Genomic DNA, 25,705 nt, shown 5'->3' on the forward strand with positions numbered 1-25,705 from the left:
CCTATTTTGCACAAATTGCTTCTATCATCTTCATCGCACGCATATTTTCTTTAACATCGTGAACCCTGAAAAATCTGCATCCTTTCATATATCCACTGACCGTTGTTGCCACAGTTCCTTCTACTCTCTGATCTGATGGAAGATTCAGCGTTAAACCGATCATGGATTTTCTAGATGTTCCAAGAAGAACTGGTACATCCCACTGATTTAATAACTCCAGATGGTTCATAAGCTCTAAATTCTGATCAAGATCCTTGGCAAATCCAATTCCTGGATCCAGCATGATCGTTTCTTTCTTGATTCCAGCTTCCTTTGCCATCTTCATCGTCTCATCTAAATCTGCTACCACATCATTTAAATAATCCTTATAATCTGTATCCTTACGGTTATGCATCAAGCAAGAAGCAACTCCTGTTTCTGCTAAAACTGCAGCCATAGTTCCATCCCACTTAAGCCCCCAGATGTCATTGATCAGATCTGCTCCAGCCTCGATTCCCGCTTTTGCAACTCCTGATTTATAAGTATCTAGGGATACTGGCACATCAAATTCCTTTTTTAATGCTTCGATCACAGGTGTGACTCTTGCGATCTCTTCTTCATCAGAGATCAACGTGTATCCAGGTCTTGTAGATTCTCCTCCAACATCAATGATCGCTGCTCCATCTCTGACCATCTCATCAGCATGCTTTAGTGCCGCATCTAAATGATCATATTTTCCTCCATCTGAAAATGAATCTGGTGTCACATTCAAAATTCCCATGATGTATCCATGATGTTTCGTATCAAATGTCTTATTTCCAATAATCATAGCATCTCTCCTAGTATATATACTTGTTGTTTTTCTTTTCTTCCGGCCAATAACATTCCTGTCTTGCTTTGCAGTGGATGCAATCTCTTGAAAGTTTATCTGCACGATAAAAGATTGATGCAAAACTTTCGCTTTCTTCTTTCATATCTCTATGCCTTAAGATCGTATCTGTCATAAACTTTCTCTCTTCTCTGGTATATCCACAGTCCGTTAAGATCTCCTCGGCAAGAATCGCTCCCGCTTCCTCGTGAGAAATTCCCTTTTCATACTGATCAGCTCTCCCAAGATCATGAAGCAATGCTGTCGCATAAATGATATCTTTGGACACAGGAAGTCTTTTTTCAAGGATCATCAAATAACTGATTCTTGCCACCGACAAAAAATGTTCTATATCATGACCGCAAAACTTTCGATCTATTTCTAATTGTTGTAGTCTCTCGTATGTCTCCTTGTATTTCTCATGCCATACGATCTTTTGGAATCTTTCCACTGTTTCTATCCTCTATTTTAATTCATTCTGAAATGATAATGTACCACAGATTATGATCACGTCTTCTTTATCTGCTTGTTGTTTTACCTCTTCAAGACACTCTTTCAGTCTCTGTCTTTCTTCTACATTATGATGATATTTTCTTACACATTCTGCAAGATCTTTGCTTGATAAAGCCCTCGCATTATCTGGTGCTACCGTATAAACTTTTGCTGCCATCGGCGTAAGGATCTGTATCATCTGTTCATAGTCTTTGTCTGATAACACTCCCATTATATAGATTAATCGTCTATTTGTAAAATTATTTTGTAAAAAATTTAACAGACTTTTCGCTCCATCCGGATTATGTGCTCCGTCACAAATGACCAGTGGGTCCTTTTCTAAGATCTCAATCCTGCCTCTCCAGATTGTTTTGCGTAATCCATCTTCTGTCTGAAATTCACTGATACAATAATAATTTCTTATCGTATTCAATGCTTCTAATGCCAAGGCAGCATTATTGATCTGATGTCTTCCAAGAAGCGGGATTTCTATCTTTTCATACCATCTTCCATCAGATGTGCGATAAGAAAAGCTCTCCCCATTTAAAGATTCACTTAACACACGGATCCCTTCCGAATTTACAAAAGTAACCTTGCAGTGCATCTCTTTTGCTTTTTCCTTGATCACTTCGTTTACGGATTCTTGATTGTTATATGAAATAACTGGACATCCTTCTTTTATGATTCCCGCTTTTTCTGCTGCGATCTTTTCTATCGTGTCTCCAAGGAACTGCATATGGTCCATTCCGATCGATGCAATGATCACCGCGATCGGTTTCTTAACTACGTTCGTTGCATCAAGTCTGCCACCCATTCCTGTTTCCAATAACACAACATCCACTTTTTTATCGAGAAAATAAAGAAAACTGAGTGCCGTTTCAATCTCAAACATTGTCGGATGTGACATCCCGTCTCTCACCATCTCTTCTGAAATTTTCTTTATTTTTTCCATATAAAAGCACAGATCTTCTTTCGAAATGTTCTCTTCATTGATGCGAAATCTCTCTTCGTAGCAAAAAGATGCCGGGGAGACATACCTCCCCGCACGATATCCACTTTCTCTGAAGATTCCTGCAAGAAATGCAAGTGTTGATCCTTTTCCATTGGTTCCGGCAATATGAACCACTTTAAGCTGATCCTGTGGATTTCCAAGTCTTTCTAATAATTCTTTGATATTATCAAGTCCTAAAACACTTCCAAATTTACTCGTATTTTGTATAAAATTCATTGCTTCTTCGTAATTCATCACTGCCTCCAGTTTCTATTTCCTTCGATCTAATGTACAAATGCTTCTTTGATCACCTGTGTCATAGTTTTTACATAGACGATCTCAAGTCCTTCGACAACTTCCTCTTCAAACTCTTTGACATCTTTTTCATTTGATTTTGGAACAAGTACTTTTGTAATTCCAAGCCGTTTTGCTGCGAGAAGCTTTTCTTTTAATCCACCGATCATAAGAACATCTCCGCGGATCGTAACTTCCCCTGTCATTGCCAGATTTCCACAGACTTTATTACCTGTGATCGCTGACAAAACGGCTGTTGTCATCGTAATTCCAGCAGATGGTCCGTCTTTTGGCACGGCTCCTTCTGGAATATGAATATGTATATCATGTTTTTCAAAGAAATCCTGTTTGATCTTATATTTTCTACTCTGGCTTCTGATATAACTGATCGCCGCCTGTGCAGACTCTTTCATAACATTTCCAAGGGATCCTGTCACCTGAATCGCTCCTTTTCCCGGCATAACATTTACTTCAATCTTTAATGTCACCCCACCAACAGCTGTCCAAGCCAGTCCATGAACAATTCCGACATGATCTCTTAGAGTGTCTTTTTCCCATTCATAAACAGGTCTTCCAAGATAATCTTTGATCACTTTCTTTGTGATCGTTACTTTTCTGTGTTTCTTCTGGTAGATGTCTCTTGTCACCTTTCTCGAAACTTGTCCAATTCTTCTCTCTAAGTTTCTGACCCCTGCTTCTCTTGTGTAATCTGTGATCAGAAATCTCAGGGCATCTTCCTTCCAGTGAATCTGTGTATCATTTAATCCATTTGCTTCCATCTGTTTCTTTACCAGATAGTCATTCGCAATGTGATACTTCTCATTCTCTGTATAACTTGATACCTCGATGATCTCCATACGGTCAAGCAGTGGTCTTGGAATCGTAGAAAGGTCATTGGCCGTTGCAACAAATAAGACATCACTTAAATTCAATGCAACTTCCAGATAATGATCTGTAAAATGTTCATTCTGTTCCGGGTCTAATACTTCAAGCAGTGCAGAAGCGGTATCTCCTCTCTGGTCTTTCCCTGTCTTATCGATCTCATCCAATAACATTAACGGATTTCTAACTTTTACCTTCTTTAATGCTTCAACAATACGTCCTGGCATCGCTCCAACATAAGTTTTCCTATGTCCACGGATCTCTGATTCATCCCTGACGCCGCCAAGAGATAAACGAATATATTTTTTGTTCGTTGCTTTCGCAATTGATCTGGCAATGGATGTCTTTCCTGTTCCTGGAGGCCCTACAAGACAAAGGATCGCTGCATCTTTCTTTCCACTCATAGCACGTGCTGCTAAATATTCCAAAACACGTTCCTTGACTTTTTCCATTCCATAATGATCTCGATCGAGTATCTGTTGTGCATGATCTAAGTCTGTGGAATCTTCGCTCATCTCTTCCCATGGAACTTCAAACATTGTCTCGATATAAGTTCTTAACACAGAGCTTTCTGGTGTCTGATTTCCCATTGTTTGAAAACGCGATATTTCTTTTTTGAGCTTCTCTTTGACTTCATCGGATGCTTTTAGATTCTTAAGTTTCTCCATAAATTCATCCGCTTCATCTTCTACATTCGTCTCTCCAAGTTCCTCACGGATCACTTTGATCTGCTCTCGCAGCACATATTCTTTCTGATTTTTGTCAATATTCACTTTAACTTTCTGTTGGATCTTCTGCTTCAATTTCAGAACATCTAGTTCTTCCTGCAGCATGACAAGCATTAATTCACAGCGCTCTTTTAGATCCATTTCTTCCAAAAGTTTCTGTTTCTCTGGATAAGAAAATGGAATATGTGTTGCAAGTTCGTCCACCAGAATCTCCACATCTGTCAATAATAAAATATAATTTACTATATTCTGATCCAAATGTGGCCAGGCTTTCGCATAACCTTCAAATGCTTCTTTGATCATTCGAAGAAATGCTTCTCTTTCAAATTCCTCAAATGACTGTTGTTCTACATGATCATATAAAACCTCTACTTTATAGAATGGTTCGTACTCAACAGTTTCAGAAAGCTCTGCACGAAATAATCCTTCTGCAAAAACTCTCAAAATATTCTTTGGAAGCTTTACAACCTGTTTGATCCTTGCCAGTGTTCCTACACGATATAAATCTTCAATTCCTGGGTCTTCTGCCGTCGGATCGATCTGATTATTTAAAAAGATCATCTGATCATGTTCCATAGCTTCTTCAATTGCTTTTACAGAACGGCTTCGTGATACATCAAAATGAATGACTGTATTCGGAAATATATACTTGCCTCTCAGTGGAAGCATTGGTAGTGTTTTTTTCATTCAAGTCTTCCTTTCATTTCTGAATTATTTGTCTGTAAATTTCGTCAGACATGAAGAAAAACTGCTTTGACACAAGAATCTCTTGCATGAAAGCAGTTTTTATTTCGGCTAATCTATCTATGCAATCTCACCATGATTGCTTGTCTTTACCCGTTTCTTTGGCACTGCGGCTTTCACCTTCACTCCAGAATGTTCGATCATTGGTTTTTCTTTACCTTCTACGACATCTTTTGTGATCAGGCACTCTGATACATCTGTCTGTGATGGGATTTCGTACATTAAATCCATGATCACACCTTCCATGATCGCACGAAGTCCTCTGGCACCTGTCTTACGTTCTAATGCTTTCTTGGCAATTGCAATTAATGCATCATCATCAAACGTAAGTTTCACACCATCCATCTCGAACAATCTCTGGTACTGTTTCACAAGAGCACTCTTTGGTTCTTTCAAAATGCGCACTAAGGCTTCTTCATCCAATGGATTTAAAGATACATTCACTGGAACTCGTCCAATGAACTCTGGAATCAGACCAAACTTCACAAAATCTTCTGGCAATACCTGTCTTAACAGCTCACCGAGATCTGTTTCCTTCTGCCCAAATACATCTGCTCCAAATCCAATAGATTTCTTGCCAATTCTTGATTCGATGATCTTCTCTAATCCGTCAAAGGCTCCTCCACAGATAAACAGGATATTGGATGTATCAATCTGAATAAATTCCTGATGAGGATGTTTTCTTCCTCCCTGTGGCGGCACAGACGCTACAGTACCTTCAATGATCTTTAATAATGCCTGCTGCACACCCTCTCCAGAGACATCTCTTGTGATCGATGTATTCTCAGACTTTCTTGTGATCTTATCAATCTCATCAATATAGATGATTCCACACTGTGCACGGTCAATATCATAATCTGCTGCCTGAATGATCTTAAGAAGAATATTCTCAACATCCTCACCAACATATCCTGCTTCTGTAAGAGCAGTCGCATCTGCGATCGCAAATGGTACATTTAACATCTTTGCTAATGTCTGGGCTAATAATGTTTTTCCTGAACCTGTTGGTCCAAGCATTAAAATATTACTCTTCTGCAATTCCACATCAGAGTCTCCACCCATTAAAATTCTTTTGTAATGATTATATACAGCTACAGAAAGTACTTTCTTTGCTTCATCCTGTCCAATAACATACTGGTCTAGAAATTCTTTGATCTCTTTTGGCTTACGTAAATTGATCTCTCCGTCATTCTCTGCATACTGTTCAAATTCTTCTTCAATAATCTCAGAACAAATGTCAATACATTCATCACAAATATAAACATTCTTACCCTTTGGTCCCGCGATCAGTTTGCGGACTTGGTCCTGTGTCTTATTGCAAAAAGAACATCTTAATACTTTTTTTTCGTCATTATAACCTGCCACCAGATCACCCCACTATTCTATCACTATCTATTTTCCATAACCTTATCGATCAGGCCGTATTCCAGTGCTTCCTGTGCAGTGAGCCAGTTATCACGTTCTGTATCCTTGACGATTGTCTCGTATGGCTGTCCTGTATTCTCGCTTAAGATCGTGTTTAATTTTTTCTTTGTTCTAAGAATATGTTCTGCTGCGATCTCAATCTCTGTTGCCTGTCCCTGTGCTCCTCCAGATGGCTGATGGATCATGATCTCAGCATTCGGTAAAGCCAGACGTTTTCCTTTTGTTCCACCAGATAACAGGAACGCTCCCATGCTGGCAGCCATTCCCATACACATTGTGGATACGTCACACTTCACATACTGCATCGTATCATAGATTGCCATTCCGGCGGTTACAGAACCGCCAGGGCTATTGATATATAAATTGATGTCTTTATCTGGATCTTCTGATTCTAAGAATAATAACTGAGAAACCACAAGTCCTGCTGTGACATCATTCACTTCTTCTCCTAAGAAAATAATTCTTTCTTTCAGCAGTCTGGAGTAAATATCATAAGATCTTTCTCCTCTGCTTGTTTGTTCAATGACATAAGGTACTAAACTCATCCTTGCATCCTCCTAATGATAGTTAAGGCAGTTTATTTATGTCTGTCAAATAGAACATAAAGTTATAAAATGCCTTGCTTATTTTGCTTCACCTACAAGGAAATCTACAGCTTTCTGTACTGCGATGTCATCCATCATCTGGTCTTTCTGAGCTCCCTGAATGATCTTTTCAAGCTGCTCTGTTTCCATCTGATACATTCCTGCCATCTTTTCCAGTTCTGCTTTGAAGTCTTCCTCGCTTGCTGTGATATCTTCTGCTTTCGCGATCGCTTCTAATACCAGACGTGTTTCGATTCTCTTAACTGCCTGTGGTTTTAAGTCATCTGCGAATTTCTGTGCATCCATTCCAGAGAACATTAAATACTGTTCCATAGAAAGTCCCTGATAGCTTAATCTCTGAGCAAATTCATCTGTCATCTGCTGAACCTGTTCTTCAATCATAGCTTCTGGAATATCCATTGTAGCTGCTTCTACAGCTGCATCTACGATCTTGTTTTCTCTTTCAGTATTAGCTGCTTCTTTCTTTCTATCGCGGATCTTTTCTTTAATATCTGCTTTGTAATCTTCTAATGTTTCAAATTCAGATACTTCTGCTGCGAATTCATCATCTAATTCTGGAAGTTCTTTTTCTTTGATTGCTTTTACTGTTACTGTAAATACAGCATCTTTTCCTGCAAGATCAGGTGCATGATATTCTTCTGGGAATGTCACGTTGATATCTGCTGTTTCGTTTAAATTCTTTCCTACTAACTGTTCTTCAAATCCTGGGATGAATGCTCCAGATCCGATAACTAATGTCTGATCTTCAGCTGTTCCACCTTCGAATTTCACTCCATCAACAGATCCAGAGTAATCAATTGTTAAGATATCGCCGTCTTTTACTGCACGATCTTCAATTGTGATCTCTCTTGCGTTCTGTTCCTGAACTTTCTTTAATTCTTCTTCGATTTCGTCTTTTTTCACTGTAACTCTTGTTTTAGGTACTTCAATTCCTTTGTAGTCTCCTAAAGTTACTTCTGGTTTTAATGCAAATGTTGCTGTGAAGATAAAGTCTTTACCTTTCTCTAACTGAGTAACATCGATTTCTGGTCTTGAAACGATCTCTAAATCTGTATCTTTCATAGCTTCTGCATAAGCGTCTGGAATTAAGATGTTTGCTGCATCTTCATAGAAGATTTCAACTCCGTATTCTTTTGCGATCAACTGGAAAGGTACTTTTCCTTTACGGAATCCAGGTACATTAAACTGTCCTTTTTTCTTGTTGAAAGCCTGTTTGATAGCGTCATCTAATTTCGCTGCTTCAACTTCAATTGTTACCTTTGCCATATTATGTTCTAAGTTTTCCACTTGCAAACTCATCTGTATAGATCCTCCTAAAAATTATTATCTTTTTTGTAATTTCACAAACATTCACCTATTATAGCATAAGATTTGCGCGTTATACAAGCATCTTTGCGTTATTTTTCACTTTTTTCTTGATAAACATACTCATTTGAACTGCTTAGTACCCTTAGAGCCTTGCTGACGATACTCACTTTAAACGTATCCACATCTTTGAGATCTTTCTTCGATACCTCCAAAAGATGTTCATTATGGTAGGTTGTATTGATCTTTACATCGCCATTAAATACCTGACAGAAATTCGTAAAATTGTTTCCTACGATAAAGATGCTGTCCTTTGTCTCATATACCTTCGTCACCGTAAGCGGCCGGATTCCAAATTGAAGATCCGTTGCCTTAAATGGATTCTCCTGATTCCATACATACTGTTTTCCGTACAACATATCATACTGGAGCTCTTTCATGTCTTTCTGATAATTTTTTGTACCTTTTCTTGTCTGGTGAAAACTGTTCATTAGTCCTGTATGAATATTACACTTATTCAGAACTTCTGATCCAAGATCATACGCCTCGATCGTTCCGTCCTTCTTCTTCAATCCAATATTATCCCACATAAAATAACTTGTCTGATATTTATTTCCATATGTCAGATCTTCATCTTCGATCTCCAAACTTGGAAGATGATCTCCATACATACAAAGAATCGTTGGTTCTCCACGCTGTTGTAATGCTTTGACCAATTCCCCGACAAATTGATCCATCTGATAAACCTGATTGACATAATAAGTATATCTATTCTTCAGTGCTTCATCCTCAATTCCTTCAACCGTGATCTCTGGATTCTCGATGATCTGTGTTGTTGGATAATCTCCATGTCCCTGTACAGAAATACAATAAACATAATCCTGTCCCTTTGTAGAATCCAGACTATCCATAATACAACCGGTCAGGATCTGATCTTTTGCCCATCCATTTTCTGTCCATTTCTTGATGTTCATACTTTCTTTTGTTGTAAATGTATCAAAACCAAGCTGTGAGAATACCAGATCTCGATCATAAAATGCCGCACTGTTATCATGGATCGCGTGTGCCTTATATCCGTAATTCTTCAATACCGTCGCCATGCTCTCTGTCGTTGTATTCTGAAGCACTGTTTTATATGGATATTCTGCTGCTCCAAAATGGTCCAGATTCATTCCTGTGATCAGTTCAAACTCAGAGTTTGCTGTTCCTGCCCCATAAGACGGCATAGAAAGCTGTCCAGAGGAATATCCTTTCATATACTTATGGAAATTTGGTAATGGATCTTTGTCAAACTTAACTCCTTTGACCTGCGTAATATCAAAATGTGATTCCAACTGTACAAAGATGATATTTGGTTTCTTTACCTTTTCTTTCTTCATCTTTGCAACCTTCTTCTGTGTTCGTTTCTCAATCTTTTTGATCTTCTTTTCCGAATAATCTGATGGTTTATCAATTCCATTCTTCAAGGCTGTAATACTGAAACAATACGGTGTTCCATAATCACTGAATGCAATTCGGATATTATGGATCTGATCTACCAGCATTCCACTCTTAAATCCATAAGAAGTAACTCCCGAAAATACTGCTATGATCACTATAACTTTTATAAATCCGCTCTTACGGTTTAAGTGTTCTTCTATTGGAAGATACATGTAAGCCACTACTAACAATACCAATGCGATCAGTAACAATGCTCCCATTGCTCCAATCTCAAGTGGCGAGAAGTAATTATTCATAACTGGCAATACAGACTTCATCAACGTAATATCTACATACGTAAATGGAGTATTTCTTGAACTGAGCATCATAAAATTTACGATTCCAACGATACTCCATAGCAGTGTTACTATTATATAGGAAAATAGTCGTCTCTTAGTAATCAGTGTCACAGAGTATGTTACAAAAATAATAAAGATGCTATATAAAAACATCTTACTTCTCTGATCCACAAATCCCATAGCACTAAGATCAAATGTCTGACGTCCCAAAACTTCCAATACAAACGCAAGCACAACTGACAATGCAAAATTACATATCAATGGATGTTTTCGAAGCTTCTTTACGATCGTATTCCCGATATTCTTAAAAAAAGTTTTCATGCTTTTCTCCTTTGCTCTTTTTCGCTATCATAGTATTATATCATTCAAAACAGAAAGTATCTAGTTATAACTTCTTAAATCTTTATTAAATCTTTTCATGTCTATCTTTGATTATCAACGCCTATTTACGCCATTTCTTCTATATTATACTACCGTCTTTGATTATCATGTTTTATAGAAAGTGGTACAAAAAGTGGTACACTAAACCCGTTACAAAGTAAAAAAAGAACCGCTGAATAATCAACGGTTAAAATAGGTTGGCTATCTTCTGTAGCTCTTTTGCTTTGGTATCTGGCAGTACATGGGCGTATAAATCCATTGTCATTGATAACGTACTGTGTCCTAAAATTCCTTTTAATACCTGCGGTGGTATTCCATTCTCTATACATCTTGTAGCAAATGTATGACGAAATGTGTGGGGCGTGATCCATTCAAACACATGACCATCCTTAATGATCGTACGTTGTATTTTATCTACTTTGGTTTTTAACGAACTTTGGTACATTGGTAGTCCTGATTCTTCCAGAAACACAAGATTTTCAAAGCCTTTGACTGGCTGCCACTTATCCCCCATATACAGCTTTTTTTCCATCTGCTGCCGCCTTACTCTCTTTAGCAGGCGTTCCACATTGCCCAACATCGGTATATCTCTCTTTGATGTTCTGGTCTTTGGTTCATCTTTACGCCATCCAGTTTCCCCACTGTGGCATAATGTACCCGTTACATGGATCACTTTATTCTTGAAATCTATATCAGTTTCCCAGTCTAAGCCTCTTAATTCTCCACTTCTAAGCCCTGTGGATAGGAATAATTCGCATATATCCGCTATTTCACTATCTTTTGCATATTCCATAAATAACTTCTGTTCTTCCAACGTCATAACTCTTGACTCCTTTTTGTTCTTCATTTTTGGGATCGTTGCCATTGATACGGGATTTTTCTGTATCATCTCATTCTTGTACGCCTGTTGAAACATACTGTGTAAGATCGTTCCTGTTGTCTGAATCGTTGACTTTGATAGATCACGCTTTTTCATTGAATTATACAGTCTCTGGATCATTTCGGGGCGTACCTCTTTTATCTTCCTGCTGCCCAAAGGCTTTTTGATATGCTTTTTATAAATAATCTCATATGTATCAATCGTGTTTTCCTTAACGGTTGGCTTTTTGTATTCGTCTATCCATGTACGAAACCAACTGTTGACCGTTACAACGGACTCTTTGCAGTAGATCCCGTTCTTGATCTCGTATTTCATCTTTTCCAGTTTGTCAGCACACTTCTTCATGTCCTGATCAGTAACGTTGTACCTGATTCCCTGATATTGAAAACGACCTACATACAAGCCGTCTTTTCGCTGTGTTACTCCATTGGGTAGCTTTGCCATACTAATTCCCCCTTGTACAAAAAAGGCAGCAGGTTTTTATGTCTGCCGCCTGTTGCTTTTAGGCTGAATTATGATATAATTTAATCAGCCTATTACTTTCTGTTAATAGGTTCTTGTGTTAGCTCTGTAGCTCATTTGCCTGTGTCTACAGAGCATTTTTATTTTTAATTACTTTGATTCCTAATGTCATATTCAATGTTCTCTAAATCATTTATACATTTATCTACTGTGTTCGTTATCAATTCTGTTACATATCCATGGTCCGTATTAAAATTCTTATCATTTGCATCTGCATATAAAAAGCTATTTTCTAGCACTTTTAATCCTGCCCTTACTGCATACATCTGATATGTTATATTGTCCAGTGTATTTCTAGTCGTTGTTTCCACCTTTTTCTCCTTTTCTAATTAGTTCTTGTGTTAGTCCTATGCATTCATTCCCGTAACGGAAAATCTCATTGTTTCCTGTTTCTTCTGGTAACTTTTATAAAGGTCCTCATGATCTGCTCTGAATCTCTTAGAATCAAAACGACTAGATATGATCTTCTTGCATCTTACGATAAAGTTGCCCGCCTTTACCTGATCAATACCTTTCTTCTGCATATCTTTCTTGATTTCTTCCTTTAACTTCTCCCTCTCAGCTTCAATCTCTGCCTGCTGCCTGTCCAGTTCCTGAAGCCTGCGGATTCTGTTTTGTATTGCTCTTTCTCCCATAGCTTACACTTCCTTTCTTTGTGGTTCTTGTATTAGTTCGGCAACCCCTGAATCATCTTCTTGACTATTGCGAATCCCTTTGGTAGCTCACAAGGATATGGTTTCAGGTATCGAGTGCTTTCGGCTTTCCTCGGTTGCCTTTCCTTTACTGTAATTATATTATAACCCTTTTTGGGTTACCTGTCAACCATTTTGTAATATCTTTTTTTATTATTTATAATTCTATTAGATTGACTTATAACCCTTTTTGTTTTATAATCCACTTAGAAAGGAGTATATAATATAATGCAAATTATTTATAAAAATAACGATCAAATTTTAATCGAAATCAAAAAACTTATGCTTGAGAATAAAATAACCCAACGCCAAATTGCCGAAATCCTCAAAATGAAACCGCAGGGACTCACTAAACTTATGAATAAAAAGAACTTCGGTTTTGAAGATGCTGCTAAAATTCTTAATGCCATGGGTTATGATCTCCTTATTGATTTTCAAAAGAAATAACCCCGTTACAATCAAATGATCAGGGATGCACCTTATACTTTTGTGTGCGTCCTTTTTTTGGTGCATATAGATTCATCCTTAACGTTTCTTAGCATTTTCCCGTGTTCCCTCGGAGTTCATTCTCAACATCTTGCCTATATATATGTTTCAATCTTAACATTTCTTAACTTTTTCAGTACAACCGTACCTAAAGTACGCCCCTCACTTTCGGACATTTTTGTCCAAAACGTAACTTATTACGATTTCCTATCATTCCGTATACGCTTTTTCTGATCTCGTGCGTGTATCGTGTTCATTAATTACCTGCTGCCCTGCAGTATTATTTTTAATTTCATCATTGATATTTCACCCTATTGTTAACTGATCCGCAATAGATTTTTGACTATTACCATACATATGTGAGTAAGTATCAAGAGTAGTAGAAATATTTTCATGTCCGAGTCGGTAAGATAGTGTTGCGATATCTACCTTCATATGGATCAACATTGATGCATGGGAATGTCGGAGATCATGGACTTTGATCTGTCTGATTTCTGGGTGCTTTTTGTACATTGAAAGCATTGCATCATTTAAATATGTTGAATTAACTGGAAAGATTCTATCTGTTGATTTCATTCCAGGAACTCTTTTGATATAAGCAATGAGATCAAAATACAAAAAGTCTGGAATCGAGATATCTCTGACCGCTTTCTTTGTCTTAGGTGTAGTGATCATCTTTTTATTACCAACAGTTGAATACGTCTTTGTAATGCTAATCATATAGCAGGTATTTTGTTGATCATAATATAGATCGTCTTGATTTATTGCCATAAGTTCACCTTTTCTCATCCCAGTATAAAATAAAGTTTCGAACATTATTTTTTGACGAGGATTTGACAATAAATTATAAAATTCATTAAATTCTTGTTCTGTCCAGATTTGAAATTTTTTGCTGCCTTTATCTTTTAATTGATCGAGATTCCTGCAAGGATTTTCTTTTAGTCCGCAATGGCGCACAGCATATTCAAATATCGAAGATAACTGACTAGTCAATGTCTTTATATATGACCTCTTATAATTGCTTAAAATGAGGCTATTTTGCCATTTGGCAATATGTGCGCTTGTTATTTTGTCTATTTTTAACTTCTTAAAAAATGGTAAATAATGCTTTTCTATATGTCCTCTTAAATTGTATAACGTAGATTCTTTACGACGATGTCTTACATTGTCATAATATTTATCAATCAATGTTTCAAAAGTAATGTCTGGAGAAATACTAAATTGTTCCAGGAACATTCTTTCAAATTCTTGAGCATCTTTCTTTTTGATAAATCCTCGTTTACGTTTTTGTCTTCGATCACCTTTCCAATCAGTGTAATAAAATTGACAGTACCAGGTATTACGTTGTGTGTCTTTGTATGCTGGCATAGTATCACTCTCCTTAGCTTTAATAATTTAGAACATTTTTTATCTATTGTTATGTTCACAATCATGTTATATACATCTGTGACTTCACAGAATCGTTTTCTAGCCATTTTATAACATCAGTGCAACATTTCTCTCATGTAGTAGTAAAACGTGCTATATATGTTGTATCCGCTGTACTGCTTATCTATAAACTGTACTTTCAGATCATATCGCTGTTCAAAGCTCTTTAGACTGGCCATATACGCAACGGGCTTGAAATCTGTGTTGTAGTTGTGTCTCATAATGTCGTTGTAGCCCTGCGGATTCTCAACCATTAGATGGATGCTGCAACCGTTATTCCTAGCCTTTAGAAATTCTTTCTCGAACCGATCGCGATTCTTCCCTAGGTTGCCACTCAATTCTTCAAGGCTATTCTTGCGTTCTACTACGATTTCTTTATGAAAATACAGCTCGTTACTAGTCAAACCCTCAACCTGTGGAATCATAAAACTATAATCTCCAAACTCTAACGCCTGCCTCTTGTATGCAATCCCCTTTTTATCAAAGTAATCTGTGATATGATCGTTTGCTTTCTCTTTTGTATCAATCAGTATGACCATTTCTTTTGATAGCTTCTTGATCTGGTCATAACTAAACTTGCATTCAGTGATCATCATTCTTCCCCCTTTCTTCCAGATCCTGAATAATAACCATCAATAGCCTGCTGCACAGATTACTATTTTTGTATTTATCCCTGACCTTTCCACATTCATTTACAAGTTCATCCCAAAACTCATTATTATCCGTTACAAAGTAAAATTTCTTGTAGACATTCCACACATCTTTAAAGACATTAAACTCTGTTTTCATCTCTTCATTTTTTGCCATGTTTTTAAGCCCTTTAAATTTCATTTTTGATTTTGCAAATTTCAAGATTGATTTTCTCTATTTTTTGCAGTGCCGTAAAACCACGTATTTATGCAGTTTCTAACATATCGGTACCAAAAGTACCTTTTTTAGGCGTAAACTTTTATATAAAAACTCCTATATAGAATAGTTCCCACCATAAAAGGGTACTTTTGGTACCGCCTTATTTTTTAAATGGATTTATATAATATCCTTTAATAACATTTTTATAGTTTTTCCCATTAATTTTTAGCTGATTTCTCAATCTTCCCATTCTTCTAAAATAGTCAGTAAATTTCGTTTTTCCTAACGCCTGATAATTATTTCTTGTACACCATTTTTCATACTCTGGATAAAGTTCTATAATCGTAACGGATTGGCTTAAATCTTCCGTTAACTCCTCACTAATGAACGCTGCTACTCTGTCACTGTCCGTATGATAAGATTCTATTTCTTTATTCATGGATTCTGTTGTTTTCAGTCCATCTTTCAAATATTTCTGATACCCTGCAACACACCAGTTAAAAAATCCGCTAATATTCTGCCTTTTTCTTAATCTACGTTTCAAACCCTTGTCCTGCTCTTTTGCCGTAAAATGCTTCTTGAATGGAATTACTACAATTCTGCCGCTAGTAAATAACGTTTCATCTGTGATGATCGGTAAATGATTGGTATTGATCACTGTAATGAACACTGGCATGAACGTGATCTCTTCCTGATATATCTTTCTGGCTGTGATCATATCGTTACCTGTTAACTGCTTGATCAGTGCAGCATCTAGCCTCATACTCTGCGGTGGTTCTGGTGCATCGACAAACCTTACGCCTTTGAGTCTTGCTATATCACTGCTCGCAGATCTTGAATCTTTTTTACTTAATGCCAATGATTCAGGCTGCATCGTTGTGCCGTAATCTCGCACCATTGAAAGATACGTTTCTACAAGTGTACTCTTTCCGTTTCTGGTAGATGGTCCGTAAAAAATAAATAACTTTTCTTCGTCTGTGTTCCCCATCAGTGCCAAACCTAGAATCTTTTGAATGTATTCAACATTTTCCTTGTTTCCCTGCATGATCGTGTCCATGATCTTTTCTATTTCTGTACTTGGGGCAGCAGGATCATAATAAACGTTGCTGATCTTAGAAATATAGTCCCCTGGATTGTGTTTTTGTAACGTTCCAGTTTCTAAGTTATATGTACCGTTCTTGCAGTTGAATAGATTTGTATTCTGGTCAAACTCTTCTGTTTTTACTGGATATTTAGACCTTGCATCTATGATCATGTTCTTTCTTATGTGCTGTTTTCCCATTTTGATAATGTGCTTAGTATATTCTTCTCGTTTCTTGTAGTCCTCAATGGTAATCGAATAGATCATCAAGGCATCTTGTAAGATTTTGGCTCTTTCTGCAACGATCAGATCAGAGCTATCTTCTTCCCAATATTTCCCGTTATAGCAATACCAACATCTGGCCGTGCTGTTAAACCTGCATACACCTTTAAACACATCAGCAAATAGATCTCCATTGCCTCGATCATCCAATGAATAGTTAACTTCTGGCTTTAGCTCTGCAACCTTATCCTTGATCCATTGCGGTATTTCCTTTTTCTTCTTTGGCTTGTCCACTTCCTGCCCTTGATTCTGTGGAATAGCTTCCGCTTCTCTCACTAATTTGTTGAAATCTTCGATCGTGTAGCCGTCTTGGAAGTAATCCGTTACATCTCCATGATTCCGTTCAGATGTTTTTACTACCTTGATACTGTTAACGACTCCGATCAGATCACTTATGATCCTTGCTGTTAGTTTCTCGCCTGCTTCGTCATTATCTGGCAGCAGGACCACGTCAGCCCCTGAAAAGTACTTAGAAAAGAATCTACGCCAATCCACAGAACTTCCTGCCGTGGTTGCGATCAATCCCAGTCCTCGCAGTGTTTCAACGTCCTTTTCTCCCTCAACGTAGTAAATTGTTCGTTTTTGTGCTGCTGCCTCTCTGATCTCTGGCAGATTGTAAAGAGTCTTATGTTTTCCCTTTAATCCATATTGAAACCAGTCTTTTTCTTTGTTGAGAACTCCGTACAGCATTTCTTTTTTGCCGTTCTCGTCCTTTTCAAATCTAATCTTGCTGTATAGGTATTTGCCGCTCTGGTCCACATAATCATAAATTTCTACGATCTTCTTTTTCTTGCTGTGTTCTAAGCGGTCTTTCCAGTCCTGCTTTATCTTTGTAACGTTACTATCATAAAATAGATCACTCTCACGAAGCCCGACAGCCTCTAGGATTGATTTTGTTTCACACCCTGCATGGCAATGTATCAAGATTCCTTTCTCGCCCTTAGATACGGTCATGCTTGCCGTGTGATCATTATGTACGGGGCATTTGCATTGAAAACTGTTATCTTTAAATCTTGTTACTCCGTCAAAATATGTACTAGCTTCTTTTAAATTCATTCTTGGTCCTTTCTCCTGCTGTCTGTATTTGCCTGATCTGGCAGCAGCCTTATAGATGCTTGTGTTAACCCTGTATCTTTTCTAATCATTTGATTACTCAACGCCTGTCAGCTCATTCAAATATTGATCAATCTTAACCCTGTCCCATAATGTTCGTCTACCAATCTTGATTTTTGCTCCTGCTTCAATTCCTAGCTTTGTAGCCATGTTTTTTCCTAAATTGGTATAGGCTCTAAGCTCTGTTGTGTCCATTAATCTAGATTCTCCTTTAATCGAAATATTTTCTCTACTATTCATGTAGATACCTCGCTTTCTTGTGTATGATTGTCCGTTGCCTTTGTTATGGCTATATTTCAACACGGTTTTGATTTGTTTGCAAATTGGTATTAATCAACATTTTTTTCCATAAAGCAAAATAGCTGAAATAACTGAAATACATAATAAAGTTTAATAAAATTTGTTAAAATCTGAATAGATATATATTTTATTTATTAATCAACCGTCTGTCATAACTTTTATGAATATCCACAAAAAGAAGCCCTTTTTAGGACTCCATACACTTGTTTTTTTATCTTAGGATTTTTTAGGCAGTACTCTATCATTTTCCAACATTCGATATGCTCCTGATGCTGCTGTTTGATAACTACATCTATATGCTTTTTGATATGCTTTCACAGCATTAAAACAACGTACATAATAAATGCAAAAAAGCCGCTGTTTATCAGTTAATTCAGGATTTTCTATAACCTGTTTAACTTCTTCAACACCGGCTTTGGTTTGGCTATTATTTTTTTGTTTGGAGTACTCCGATAAATAAAAATATCTTTTCCGTAACAGATTATTACATTGATTATATTTCTAATATTCGTTTGTTTCATAAAAATTGAATACCTGATAATTTACGTATATAATTTAATTGGCGATCGCAGATCAAATAAGGAGGTTTTGGAAAATGGAAAAACATCTTGAATTAAAAGAAAAATTCGATCAGCTAATGAAACAAGATATGGATGTATCAGAACATGAACAGGAATGGTTTGAATTACTGAATGATATGCATGAGTATTTAAAGGACAAAACAATTCCGAGAAACATTCGTAGGCAGTTTGAACCATTGGGAATGTTAGAAGTAACTATGAAAATCTGTGACGGAATCCATTATGCAAATGGAACTGGACGATATGCAAAGATGAAAGAAGAAAAATGATAATTTTCAAAATGTGGTACAAAAAGTGGTACACTAGCCAACCTTTATATATAAAAATCCCCCATTCTATGCCAACATAGAGTGAGGGAACTTCTTAAATCTTTATTAAATCTTTTTTTGTGCTATACTAAAGATAACAAAGTATATCTTACATACACGAGGTAATCATATGTCAACAAATGAAAAAAACAGATTCAGCACCCTGCTTGAAGAATTAATAAGTATCTCCGGTGTAAAAAATTCCGGTCTTGCAAAGGCATTGCAGTATGATGCCAGTTATATCAGCAAATGGGTCAGTGGACGCCTGCTCCCAACAGAAAAAACAAAGAAAAAGATTCTCTCTGGTCTAAGTCATGAAATTGTAAGCCAAAGTACTTCTGAAGGACTTGAAAATTTATATGCTAATTACCAGGTTTCATTTCCAGAAGAACTTGAAAATGTTATTTATGATAACTTAGAAATCGAATATGACTATGTTACAGATCTTCAAAATACTTGTGGTTCCTTAATCGCACCTGATGTGAGCTTCTTTGCATCTTTAAGCCCCGCCCAGTATATTACAAAGATGCAGCACCCTGTACTTAGACGAGTAAAAATGCTTGATATTATGGCAGAGATGGATCTTTTAAAATTAAACCACGAATACCGCTTACAGATTATGCAAGGTGATGTCCATCGAAAGTTATTACATACCTACCCGGATGTTCATTTCTCTCTTGTTATTGACTTGTCTCTTAATAAAATTGATGACATTTATGATTCAATCTTCATAATGAACATGCTTTCTGCCATGTCTCAGGTGGATTTTTATTTGTACCAGAATCAGCAAGCTTCTGGACGAATGATCTTTACAGTCAAAAATGATTTTATGATTTCCGCTCTTCTTGTAAATCCTGACCGTTGCATGTCAGTTACAATCAGCAGTAATGAGAAAAACTGCAACCCAATCTATCACGGAATAAAAGACAGATGTACCAGAGAATCTTTACTCTGCCGAAGAACAAGCATGAAAGAGATGCTTTCCTCTCACGATTATATGCATTCCATCTTGTCTCTTCATTCAAAATGGGGAATTGGTCACATGACAGAGCATTTCCTGCCAGATGATCTGTTTCATGAAATTCTTGATTTGCTTAAAAGCAGTAACGACGAATTGTTCTTTGATGAAGATCACCTTTGTTATCTTCATTCTATGACACAAAGAACACTCGCAGAATCAGAAATTGATCTTTTTATCCACTGCCAGGCATTATCAGATCTTGTAGTTGATGGAAATCTTGATTTTTACGACCAGAAAGTTCATCTTACTTTATCGCAGAGAAAAAAGTACTTCAATCATTTACTACATGTATTTGAGACGAATTCCAACCTTACCTTTAAGCTTGCAAAAGAACCAATGATCCTTGATTTCAAATATCAAACTAATCAATGTATCTTTTTGTCGGACCAGTTTTCTTATATTCGATTAAACACATATAACTGGGCAAATAATCTTGCGATCATTAATCATCCAAACCTTAAACATATGTTTGACCGTTTCTTTAACGCGGTATGGAATGATGCGACTAGTGAACTTCTCTCTGATTACAGTGAAATACATTCATTTTTCATCCATATCATTCAACAAATCAATATTTTATCAGAAATATAGATCATAACTTACTTTTTATGTAGCTGCAACATGCGATAAAATCGTTATTTTTTTATGTTGCAGTTGCTTTTTGTATAAAAATCAAAAAACGTCATTTTTTTTCAAGTCTATTCTTTTCAATTCATTCTTTTCTATGATAAACTAGAATTCAGCATTTAATTAATTATTATTTTTATATAAATGAATTAATGCAAAAACTAAAAAAAAGAGGTTGTTATGATGAGTATAAAACAAAAATTGACTGGAAAACCAAGTATTGATCGTCCATGGATGCAATATTATCCACAGGAGATGATTGAAAATCTTACTGTTCCAAATTCTACAATTTATGAATATTTAATGTATAATTGTCCAGGTGATGATGTTGTTGCCATTCACTATTACGGACGTGACATCACATGGAAACAGATAAAAGAAGAAACAGACAAGGTTGCACGTGCTTTAAAGGCTGTTGGTTTTGGTGAAAACGATGAAATTCCTATGTTCCTAAGATCTGTGCCTGAATTTATCTTCCTGCTTTTAGGTGCAGAAAAAATCGGAGCTTCTCTACTTTGTCGAGATAATACAATTGAAGAAAATGTTGCAGCTGTCAAGAAAGCTGGAGCAAAAATAATTTTTGCTCATGATTTTCTTTCACAGGAAGATTTTAACAAATTCCGCGCTTGTGGTGTCCGTGAAGCAATCCTTTTAAGCCCACTGCGCAGTGCTGACAAATCAACTCTTCCTGATTACAGCTGGGATTTCTTAAATTCCCAATATACAGATTATCCTGCTTATGGTCCTTGTACTATGACATGGGATGACTTCCTTGCATTAGGCGAAAACTACACCGGGGAAGTAGAAGCACCTAAAGACATCCATCGTCCTTTATTCCGTGCATACACAAGTGGATCTACAGGTCCATCTAAACAGGTAGTCCATTCTGCGTTTTCTATGGTTGGTGTCGTACAGCAAATGAATTTCTACGGTTCTTCTGATCAATTTCGTCCAACATGGATGGTAACATTATTGCCACCATCTCTGGTTGCTGTTGTTGTTTCTATGGTATTGTTGCCACTTGCATCCAACAAACTATTGATTCTTTGTCCATTTGTTGCAGCTGAGGACGTTGACCTTGAGATGATGCGCTATCGTCCAAACTGCTGGCCACTGATTCCGATGTTTATCGAGCTTGTTATGCGCAATGGAAGAGTTCCTGACGACTATGATATGTCTCATTTAATCTCTGCTGGTGCAGGATGCGAAGCATACAATAACAACCAGTTAGAACGTGCCCAGAAGTTCTTAAATGACCATAACTGTAAAACACGTTTTACCGCTGGATATGGGTGCAGTGAAGCAGGATCTAACATGAGTCTTCCTATGTCCGCTCATCCAATTGGAAATGGAAACGTTGGAATTCCTATGCCATTGACTACAATCTCCATCTTCCAACCAAATACAGAGGAAGAATGTACATATAATCAGTTAGGTGAGATTTGCCAGTCTGGTCCTGGAACAATGCTTGGATATGACAATAAGAAAGCAACTGATAACGCAATCAAACTCCATTCTGACGGTAAAAAATGGCTGCATACAGGCGATATTGGTTATATGACAGAAGATGGAACCATCTTTGAATTGACACGAGGAAGCGCTCCTCGTTATGGTGGAGGAGATCTTGCGACACTTCCAATGGAAAATCTGCTTGCTGATGCGAAAATTGAAGGAATTGATGACGAATTCTTTGTAATCATTCCTGATGAGGAACATCATCGTTGCTTCCTACCATATCTATTTGTAGTTTTAGAAGATGGTTATTCAGTTGACGATATCCGCGAAAAGGTTACCGAATGTCTGGAGCCATATATGTATCCTGTTGATATCATCGAACTTGAAGAACGTCCATTCTTCCATTTCAAAACAAATCGTATTGGTTTAACAAATGATATCTTAAATGGCAAATTCGAATAAATAAAAAAGTCGAAACACTTTGATTTTATATCATAAGTGTTTCGGCTTTTTCATTTATTATATTTATTTTACTGTAATTTTCACTCGTGCTTTCTTTTTACCTCCAATCACTGTAATCACACAAGTTCCCCTTTTTTTTGCTGTAATCTTTCCTTGGTTACTTACTGTTGCAATCTTGCTCCTAGATGTTTTATAAATAATTTTTTCATTAGCTTTCGCCGGGATTTTCTTAACTTTCAGTTGATAGTTTTTTCCTATTCCACGCAAAACTACAGTTTTTACATTAGGTTTTAATTTCTTAATCGCAACTTTTTTTTGTACTGTAACTTTGACTTTCGCACTAGCTCCACTCTTCATTATTACTGTGATATAACAAGTACCTTTAGATTTCGCAGTTATTTTTCCATTTCTATCCACTGTTACAACCTTCTTATTCGATGAAATCCATTTGGATATAGAATCTGAACGAATCTTTTTAATAACTGTTAATTTATATGTATTCTTAGCAATAAGCGTAAGAGTCTTTTTAGATAATGAAACATATGCTTTTTCTACCGTCACTACACAACTTAATTTCATATTGCTCTTTGTTGTTACTGTAATGATCACTTTCCCTGGTTTTTCTCCGTAAATCTCATTTCCCTTAACACGGACAATTCCATTCTTTGCTGCTTTTAAAGATTTTATATAATCATTAGGATAATTAGAATTTAAATCTATTTCTTTCCCTTCTGTAACATGGACAGTTAATTTCGTCTCTTCAAGAGATACATCTGGCGTAAGCCTTGCTATCATCTTTGCACGATTATCATTATAGAAATTTCCTTGGAATTTACATTTTGCTGTATATTCTTCTATTCCTTCTTCAATACAGTTGCTTTTCTTGATCACTTTAGATGTTATTTCGCATTCAACCTTCTCTATATTTCCACACGATGAACAAACAAAAGAAGCCTCACAGCTTTTCTTATCATCACTCCATATAAATTTCGGCTTCTTATAGTTATGTTCCAACGCATCAGAAATCACCTGATTACAGAATGTACAACGGTATTTTTTTACTTGAGAATCATAGATATAATGATGATCTACTTTATCATCTGTCACTTTACAAGTGCTTTCTTTAATTCTTCCACAAACTTTGCAACGTTCTTCACTAAATCCTTTCCGTAAGCAAGTCGGATCTACTTTCACCGTCTCATACTCATGATCATCACCAATCAAATGCGCCATATCAATCATTTCTTTTGCATTCGCACATTTTTTAAATTGTGCATTATTACATACGATTGTTTCTCCCAAGGATCCATAATAAGGAACATAATTTAATGCTTCTCTCTCATAAGAATACATACCACTTAAATTAGTTGCAAGAGATACATACATCTTCCCATCATCCTTAATCGAAAGACCTGCAATTGGATGTTCTACAAAATTGTAATTTGTATTATCTCCGGCTTTATCTGTCAAAAAAAAGCCTTCTCTGATTGGTGATATTGTATTATCTTTTTTAATATATAATTTATTATATTCCTTAATCTTTACTACACTTGCATCTTTCAGAGAATAAGCATAAATCTTATTTCCAAGATTAAAATATAAACTTCCATTATATAAGCTGGCACTATGCTGCAATGCTGGGTAAACCTTATTATAAACAATATCTCTTTGATATTCTTCTTTGATTTCCTCATTCGTTTCCATCAAAGTACCATCTGTGTTATAAACCTGTCCTGATTCATAATCAATTAAAGTTTGCATTTTTCCATTCTCTCTCTGGCGCATTACAAGTTGGTCTTTTTTATCAATATACTTATAATTTCCAATAACTCCAGACACTTGGCTTTCCGGAACCACCTGAGGTTTTACATAATACCAAGCTTGATCATCATGAGATATCTCTGAAGAAACATTCGTATACCATTGATTACTATAATTAGTATCTACACATTTTTCCTTGTATGCACCATCAATCTTATTTGAAGATAGGTTCAACCAAGTTTCCATATTATCTTCTGTATACAAGAAAAATCTATGGCTGCAATTTCCATCTGTTTGAGTTCTTAATCTAGCAACCTCATCAATCTTGCTATCATCAAAACTTGGGTCTAAATAATACCAATTACCATTTATTTTAACAACATTCATATAATGAGGATTTCCATTCGTGTACTTAGAATAATCTATAATGTAATCATCATCAACTTCTTCCTTTGTCTTCCATGTTCCATCTGCATGTTTATAAATCTCCGGATGCATATTTTGAACTAGATAAGCATATGCTGCAGCATACCCTAAACAAATCGCTTTCTTATTATTTAATGCACCAAAAACTGTGCTAGATAAAAATCCACTACCACCATTTCCGTTTTCTTCTAAATAATCTGTATCAAACGAAGTACGATTTGCCAACGCATCATGTATAACAAGTAGTTTCTCAATTTCTGACATATCATCATCTGTCTTGGAAAGAATTTCATCTTTAATTTTCAAAAGATTCTCCCCATAATTCTTTACATACATTTCAAGGCTATATTTTATGCCTAATATTGTCTGATCTAACTGATTCAAATTCAAATTATTTTCATCAAGCTCAGCCAATTCTATGATTGCCCCCAATGGAGTCTCTTCCGTATCTTTATCTGCAAAATACGGAACTGCAACACCAAAATAATCTGGATTCGCCTCATAATACTTCTGCAATTCGACATAATCACTGATTACCTGTTGTTTTAGTTTCTCTTGTGAATCATCCGCATCTGTCTTTTCCTCTATCTCATTAATTTCACTGATCACAGATTTTAAACTTTCATCTGTCTGTACTTTGATTGTCTGTACAGAACCACTCTCATCTGTTTGATAAGTACATTCCATCAAGCCTATTGTTCCGTAATCTTTTTGAAGTTCCGTTACTATTTGCTTTGTTTCAGTTTTATTAAGCTGATATTGTGAAACATCTATCGACGTCTTTCCATCTTTTCCAAACAACTGCTGCTCAATTACTTCTTTCGCTTCAACACTTGCCTGTACATTCACATGAGTATTTGGAAAATTTAAAGATAAAAAGACAAACAATACCATCATAATCCCCTTTTTTATGATTTTACTTAGTTTCATCTATAAACCTCCACAAACAAACTCCGATC

At 36.4% G+C, this 25,705-nt stretch carries 22 protein-coding genes; 4 read left to right on the forward strand and 18 right to left on the reverse strand.

From position 1 onward, the window contains the following. Position 1: 1 nt before the first annotated feature. The 11 genes from folP to QUE18_RS08730 form a co-directional block, all read right to left on the reverse strand. A complete protein-coding gene (gene folP, locus QUE18_RS08680; protein WP_009204489.1) occupies positions 2–808 on the reverse strand; it encodes a dihydropteroate synthase in 807 nt (268 codons plus the stop codon). Between the two features lie 10 nt (positions 809–818). Further along, entirely contained in the window at positions 819–1,298 is a 480-nt protein-coding gene (locus QUE18_RS08685) for an HD domain-containing protein (protein ID WP_008392623.1), read from the reverse strand. Between the two features lie 12 nt (positions 1,299–1,310). Next, positions 1,311–2,585, reverse strand: a complete 1,275-nt coding sequence (locus QUE18_RS08690) for a bifunctional folylpolyglutamate synthase/dihydrofolate synthase (protein WP_009204488.1) — start codon at positions 2,583–2,585, stop codon at positions 1,311–1,313. A gap of 29 nt (positions 2,586–2,614) precedes the next feature. Further along, the gene (gene lon / locus QUE18_RS08695; protein WP_009204487.1) at positions 2,615–4,921 is read right to left on the reverse strand and encodes an endopeptidase La; all 2,307 of its coding nucleotides are present in this window, start codon (positions 4,919–4,921) and stop codon (positions 2,615–2,617) included. A gap of 117 nt (positions 4,922–5,038) precedes the next feature. Continuing rightward, positions 5,039–6,343, reverse strand: coding sequence for an ATP-dependent Clp protease ATP-binding subunit ClpX (gene clpX / locus QUE18_RS08700; protein WP_044921850.1), 1,305 nt, complete (start codon positions 6,341–6,343; stop codon positions 5,039–5,041). 23 nt (positions 6,344–6,366) lie between these two features. Further along, a complete protein-coding gene (clpP, locus tag QUE18_RS08705) occupies positions 6,367–6,948 on the reverse strand; it encodes an ATP-dependent Clp endopeptidase proteolytic subunit ClpP (RefSeq protein ID WP_008392628.1) in 582 nt (193 codons plus the stop codon). Between the two features lie 78 nt (positions 6,949–7,026). Beyond that, positions 7,027–8,307 (reverse strand): trigger factor, encoded by a 1,281-nt coding sequence (gene tig, locus QUE18_RS08710; RefSeq protein WP_009204485.1) that lies wholly within the window; start codon positions 8,305–8,307, stop codon positions 7,027–7,029. Positions 8,308–8,405: 98 nt separating this feature from the next. Next, entirely contained in the window at positions 8,406–10,412 is a 2,007-nt protein-coding gene (locus tag QUE18_RS08715; RefSeq protein ID WP_009204484.1) for an LTA synthase family protein, read from the reverse strand. 247 nt (positions 10,413–10,659) lie between these two features. Continuing rightward, complete coding sequence (locus QUE18_RS08720) at positions 10,660–11,796, reverse strand: tyrosine-type recombinase/integrase (protein ID WP_009204483.1); 1,137 nt, start codon at positions 11,794–11,796, stop codon at positions 10,660–10,662. Between the two features lie 164 nt (positions 11,797–11,960). After that, entirely contained in the window at positions 11,961–12,185 is a 225-nt protein-coding gene (locus QUE18_RS08725; protein WP_009204482.1) for a hypothetical protein, read from the reverse strand. A gap of 36 nt (positions 12,186–12,221) precedes the next feature. After that, positions 12,222–12,509 (reverse strand): hypothetical protein, encoded by a 288-nt coding sequence (locus tag QUE18_RS08730; protein ID WP_009204481.1) that lies wholly within the window; start codon positions 12,507–12,509, stop codon positions 12,222–12,224. A gap of 285 nt (positions 12,510–12,794) precedes the next feature. Between QUE18_RS08730 and QUE18_RS08735 the strand changes: the two genes are divergently transcribed. After that, the gene (locus tag QUE18_RS08735; protein WP_009204480.1) at positions 12,795–13,013 is read left to right on the forward strand and encodes a helix-turn-helix domain-containing protein; all 219 of its coding nucleotides are present in this window, start codon (positions 12,795–12,797) and stop codon (positions 13,011–13,013) included. Positions 13,014–13,358: 345 nt separating this feature from the next. Here QUE18_RS08735 and QUE18_RS08740 read toward each other — a convergent pair whose 3' ends face one another. The 6 genes from QUE18_RS08740 to QUE18_RS13845 all read right to left on the reverse strand — a co-directional run bounded on the left by QUE18_RS08740 (position 13,359) and on the right by QUE18_RS13845 (position 18,585). Then, the gene (locus QUE18_RS08740) at positions 13,359–14,420 is read right to left on the reverse strand and encodes a site-specific integrase (protein ID WP_009204479.1); all 1,062 of its coding nucleotides are present in this window, start codon (positions 14,418–14,420) and stop codon (positions 13,359–13,361) included. A 116-nt stretch (positions 14,421–14,536) separates the two neighbouring features. Then, a complete protein-coding gene (locus QUE18_RS08745) occupies positions 14,537–15,076 on the reverse strand; it encodes an ERCC4 domain-containing protein (protein ID WP_009204478.1) in 540 nt (179 codons plus the stop codon). Further along, a complete protein-coding gene (locus QUE18_RS08750; protein WP_040344520.1) occupies positions 15,063–15,332 on the reverse strand; it encodes a hypothetical protein in 270 nt (89 codons plus the stop codon). The genes QUE18_RS08745 and QUE18_RS08750 overlap by 14 nt, the downstream gene beginning before the upstream one ends. 157 nt (positions 15,333–15,489) lie before the next feature. Further along, the gene (locus QUE18_RS08755) at positions 15,490–17,748 is read right to left on the reverse strand and encodes a phage/plasmid primase, P4 family (RefSeq protein WP_009204476.1); all 2,259 of its coding nucleotides are present in this window, start codon (positions 17,746–17,748) and stop codon (positions 15,490–15,492) included. Between the two features lie 93 nt (positions 17,749–17,841). Then, complete coding sequence (locus QUE18_RS08760) at positions 17,842–18,000, reverse strand: DUF6462 family protein (RefSeq protein ID WP_242852750.1); 159 nt, start codon at positions 17,998–18,000, stop codon at positions 17,842–17,844. Between the two features lie 321 nt (positions 18,001–18,321). Continuing rightward, the gene (locus QUE18_RS13845; RefSeq protein WP_081018812.1) at positions 18,322–18,585 is read right to left on the reverse strand and encodes a terminase small subunit; all 264 of its coding nucleotides are present in this window, start codon (positions 18,583–18,585) and stop codon (positions 18,322–18,324) included. A gap of 115 nt (positions 18,586–18,700) precedes the next feature. Here QUE18_RS13845 and QUE18_RS08770 point away from each other — a divergent pair, with 115 nt between their 5' ends. The 3 genes from QUE18_RS08770 (at position 18,701) to QUE18_RS08780 (ending at position 22,559) form a co-directional block, all read left to right on the forward strand. After that, positions 18,701–18,955: a hypothetical protein gene (locus tag QUE18_RS08770; protein ID WP_040344518.1), complete on the forward strand. Its 255-nt coding sequence runs from the start codon at positions 18,701–18,703 to the stop codon at positions 18,953–18,955. A gap of 169 nt (positions 18,956–19,124) precedes the next feature. Beyond that, positions 19,125–20,606 carry a helix-turn-helix domain-containing protein gene (locus QUE18_RS08775; RefSeq protein WP_009204472.1) on the forward strand — a complete coding sequence of 494 codons (1,482 nt, stop codon included), beginning with the start codon at positions 19,125–19,127 and terminating at the stop codon, positions 20,604–20,606. Positions 20,607–20,822: 216 nt separating this feature from the next. Next, positions 20,823–22,559: a class I adenylate-forming enzyme family protein gene (locus QUE18_RS08780; protein WP_009204471.1), complete on the forward strand. Its 1,737-nt coding sequence runs from the start codon at positions 20,823–20,825 to the stop codon at positions 22,557–22,559. A gap of 63 nt (positions 22,560–22,622) precedes the next feature. Here the strand turns inward: QUE18_RS08780 and QUE18_RS08785 are convergent, their stop codons facing one another. Further along, positions 22,623–25,676, reverse strand: a complete 3,054-nt coding sequence (locus tag QUE18_RS08785) for an Ig-like domain-containing protein (protein WP_009204470.1) — start codon at positions 25,674–25,676, stop codon at positions 22,623–22,625. Positions 25,677–25,705: the final 29 nt, after the last annotated feature.

The organism is Anaerostipes hadrus ATCC 29173 = JCM 17467 (genome assembly GCF_030296915.1).
GTDB lineage: Bacteria > Bacillota > Clostridia > Lachnospirales > Lachnospiraceae > Anaerostipes > Anaerostipes hadrus.

What these genes read in the sequence shown, in the direction of transcription:
- folP (WP_009204489.1), bottom strand. Translation starts at nt 808, where the DNA reads ATGATTATTGGAAATAAGACATTTGATACGAAACATCATGGATACATC.
- QUE18_RS08690 (WP_009204488.1), bottom strand. Translation starts at nt 2,585, where the DNA reads ATGAATTACGAAGAAGCAATGAATTTTATACAAAATACGAGTAAATTT.
- lon (WP_009204487.1), bottom strand. Translation starts at nt 4,921, where the DNA reads ATGAAAAAAACACTACCAATGCTTCCACTGAGAGGCAAGTATATATTT.
- clpP (WP_008392628.1), bottom strand. Translation starts at nt 6,948, where the DNA reads ATGAGTTTAGTACCTTATGTCATTGAACAAACAAGCAGAGGAGAAAGA.
- tig (WP_009204485.1), bottom strand. Translation starts at nt 8,307, where the DNA reads ATGAGTTTGCAAGTGGAAAACTTAGAACATAATATGGCAAAGGTAACA.
- QUE18_RS08715 (WP_009204484.1), bottom strand. Translation starts at nt 10,412, where the DNA reads ATGAAAACTTTTTTTAAGAATATCGGGAATACGATCGTAAAGAAGCTT.
- QUE18_RS08720 (WP_009204483.1), bottom strand. Translation starts at nt 11,796, where the DNA reads ATGGCAAAGCTACCCAATGGAGTAACACAGCGAAAAGACGGCTTGTAT.
- QUE18_RS08730 (WP_009204481.1), bottom strand. Translation starts at nt 12,509, where the DNA reads ATGGGAGAAAGAGCAATACAAAACAGAATCCGCAGGCTTCAGGAACTG.
- QUE18_RS08735 (WP_009204480.1), top strand. Translation starts at nt 12,795, where the DNA reads ATGCAAATTATTTATAAAAATAACGATCAAATTTTAATCGAAATCAAA.
- QUE18_RS08740 (WP_009204479.1), bottom strand. Translation starts at nt 14,420, where the DNA reads ATGCCAGCATACAAAGACACACAACGTAATACCTGGTACTGTCAATTT.
- QUE18_RS08745 (WP_009204478.1), bottom strand. Translation starts at nt 15,076, where the DNA reads ATGATGATCACTGAATGCAAGTTTAGTTATGACCAGATCAAGAAGCTA.
- QUE18_RS08755 (WP_009204476.1), bottom strand. Translation starts at nt 17,748, where the DNA reads ATGAATTTAAAAGAAGCTAGTACATATTTTGACGGAGTAACAAGATTT.
- QUE18_RS08760 (WP_242852750.1), bottom strand. Translation starts at nt 18,000, where the DNA reads ATGGACACAACAGAGCTTAGAGCCTATACCAATTTAGGAAAAAACATG.
- QUE18_RS08770 (WP_040344518.1), top strand. Translation starts at nt 18,701, where the DNA reads ATGGAAAAACATCTTGAATTAAAAGAAAAATTCGATCAGCTAATGAAA.
- QUE18_RS08775 (WP_009204472.1), top strand. Translation starts at nt 19,125, where the DNA reads ATGTCAACAAATGAAAAAAACAGATTCAGCACCCTGCTTGAAGAATTA.
- QUE18_RS08780 (WP_009204471.1), top strand. Translation starts at nt 20,823, where the DNA reads ATGATGAGTATAAAACAAAAATTGACTGGAAAACCAAGTATTGATCGT.
- QUE18_RS08785 (WP_009204470.1), bottom strand. Translation starts at nt 25,676, where the DNA reads ATGAAACTAAGTAAAATCATAAAAAAGGGGATTATGATGGTATTGTTT.